Raw genomic sequence first — 2,468 nt, forward strand, 5'->3', positions numbered from 1 at the left:
CAATTAATTCTCGGACGATCATCAAACGCATAGGATGTCCAAGCATCCGCAATATATCTGCAGGTCTTTCGTAATACTCAATATCCATATAGAAAGCTTTTGGCATAATATCTCCCCCTTTTTGGATGATCGTTTTTTATATCCTAATATCATCTATTTGTTCCGCCAATGTTATATATATGCAAGGGCTTTATCTAAGTATCTATATTCTTATAACTATATTATTCCTCAAAATTCTCCCTATTTCCTCTTTGTATCTTACATTGCTTTCGATATATCTTACTAAATAACTCATTTACTTCACTCTGTTTTATATTCTCTGGTATTTCTATTGCGCGTCCAAACGTTTTCCTCCAAGAAATTTTTTATACTTTAATTTGCTTCGTAGAGACCGAATTTTGAAGTTTTTCCTTTTTCTGCTGTTCCTTCAGATGCTCCAATTGCAATAGTCTCTTTTTCATACATAAATAATCCTTTGGAATATCTTCTCGCAAACTTAAATCATATAGTAAACTGTTAAAATAGTTCCGCTGTCTTAATGTAGACTTTCTTCTCCGCATAGAGTGTTCCAACTGTTGCAATAGCTCTGTTAGCTCAACAGTAGAAAAATCCACTTCTATCCACTTCTGAAAAAAACGTGTTTTTTCTAGATAGACAATTACTTGCTCGACAAATGCATCCGTAATAAAAGATTTATCTTCCTCTACAACAACATAGTCCATATCCTGAAGAAGTGTACGAACAATTCCTCGAATATCAGTGAGAAATCCCTGTTGTAAAGGGTGTTCTAAATCTGTAAATACCATTCTAACAACAATCCTTTCTTACAACCACGTAGTCTAATTAATATAAAAATTTCAGTATGTTTTTTTAGTCTAAAAAACACATAGTAAATGTATAATAATAAATATAATGTAATAATATCAAAACCGGTATTGAGAAAATAGTAAAATGACTATATGTTATTCTTATTTATTGTATACTATGAATAATCTGTCATTAAATCCCTTGTATATAAGAAAAGCGAGATAAAAGACCTCGTTTTTCTTTTTGTTTGCATATAATTTCATGAAAAAACCTCAATACATGTTAAGGAGTGCGAAATAGAAACGCAATTGAAAGAGGGGCTCTTTAGCATAGCATAGGGCAATGACAGTTACATATGTAACTGTTAACTAGGCACATTCTATCATATACATTTATCTACTTAAATATGAATAATTTTAATTTCTGAAATATTAAATCGCTCCTACAATAAATACTACAACTATACGAAGGGAAATGGGAAGTTGAAAACGAGAGAACTTCTTACTGTAGAACAAAGGGAATACTTTTATGAAGTTCCTGGGCATTTGGACGAGAGAGAAATTACAATATGTGATGAAGAATTACAAATTATAAATAAACAACGGGTTGCTGTCAATCGATTAGGCCGTGCCATTCAAATTGTATTTTTACGCTTTCCTTTGAGAACTTTATAAGTTCTGAAAAAAAGAGCGATAAGGAATCAAATCCCAATCGATAAACAATCAACGTAGCAATAAAGTATAAGCTTTATATTGTGACAAATTATTTTTGAGACTGTATTTAGTTACATCTAAATTCAATACAATCTAGTTTAAAATTTAAAAAGAAATATTGTAACAAAAACGAATGTTTATGTTACTAACCGAATAACTAAAGCTGAACCCTAAATTTTCCCACAGCTAATATGGGATATTTTATATTAATGCCCTTTTCGTAGGATGAACAAAAACATCCAATCCGTAAACACAGGGGATTGGATAATGTTCGTATTATATCTGCACTCGTCTCATAAGTGCTCAAATCTACATTAACACTTTTAGACATAACTTTATCCTCTTAAGTTAGATACCCTTACTTTTATATTTCGATTGCCTAACATTTTAACAATTATACATATAACACCAATTACAGCTGCTATCCCAACACTATAGAAAAAAACTCTATCATATCCGCCTATTCTTGGATCTAAAAACGGATATGGATACCAATCAACAAAAGGGCCACGTATTAAACTGTAAACAACGTATAGTAACGGAAAAATAAGCCAACTAACAGCATGTTTCCATGTTATTGCCTTTGTAGGAGGATTCATAGTCCAATCTAAAAGCATTACAATTGGCATAATATAGTGAAGCACTACATTTACCCATGGTATTACTGTTTGCAGTGACTCTTCTAATCCTCTTAATAATAAAAAATAAATGAGTCCTGTCGTAAGTATGTATACAGTTACTGCACCACGAAGTATGCCAAACTGCTTTGATAGGCCAAATGTCGCTGTTCCAATACTACTTAAAAAGAGAATGCATGCAACTAATATATTGCTTTCAATAGTGAAGAAACTAAAAAAATTGACTGGATTAAAAGGTTTTACTTGTGCCCTTGTAACAAATTGGATAATGAGTGTAATACATGCTAAAAAACTTAAAAAAAATCTAAAT

The 2,468-nt window shown here is 31.4% G+C and carries 1 protein-coding gene and 3 pseudogenes; 1 reads left to right on the forward strand and 3 read right to left on the reverse strand.

Annotated features, from left to right (window positions below; all coding sequences use genetic code 11):
- Window positions 1-106: pseudogene (locus ACQGS6_RS26420) on the reverse strand (ArsR/SmtB family transcription factor); the annotation flags it as partial.
- A 115-nt stretch (window positions 107-221) separates the two neighbouring features.
- A pseudogene (locus ACQGS6_RS26425) lies at window positions 222-806 on the reverse strand (hypothetical protein).
- 483 nt (window positions 807-1,289) lie between these two features.
- Between ACQGS6_RS26425 and ACQGS6_RS26430 the strand changes: the two are divergent.
- A pseudogene (locus ACQGS6_RS26430) lies at window positions 1,290-1,478 on the forward strand (DUF4158 domain-containing protein); the annotation flags it as partial.
- 377 nt (window positions 1,479-1,855) lie between these two features.
- On the opposite strand, the gene ACQGS6_RS26435 reads toward ACQGS6_RS26430, so the two are convergent.
- The coding region (locus ACQGS6_RS26435) for a Pr6Pr family membrane protein (RefSeq protein WP_426965869.1) at window positions 1,856-2,468 on the reverse strand (613 nt) is incomplete at its 5' end.

This window comes from Bacillus sp. GMs2/2, assembly GCF_050172095.1.
Taxonomy (GTDB): domain Bacteria; phylum Bacillota; class Bacilli; order Bacillales; family Bacillaceae_G; genus Bacillus_A; species Bacillus_A cereus.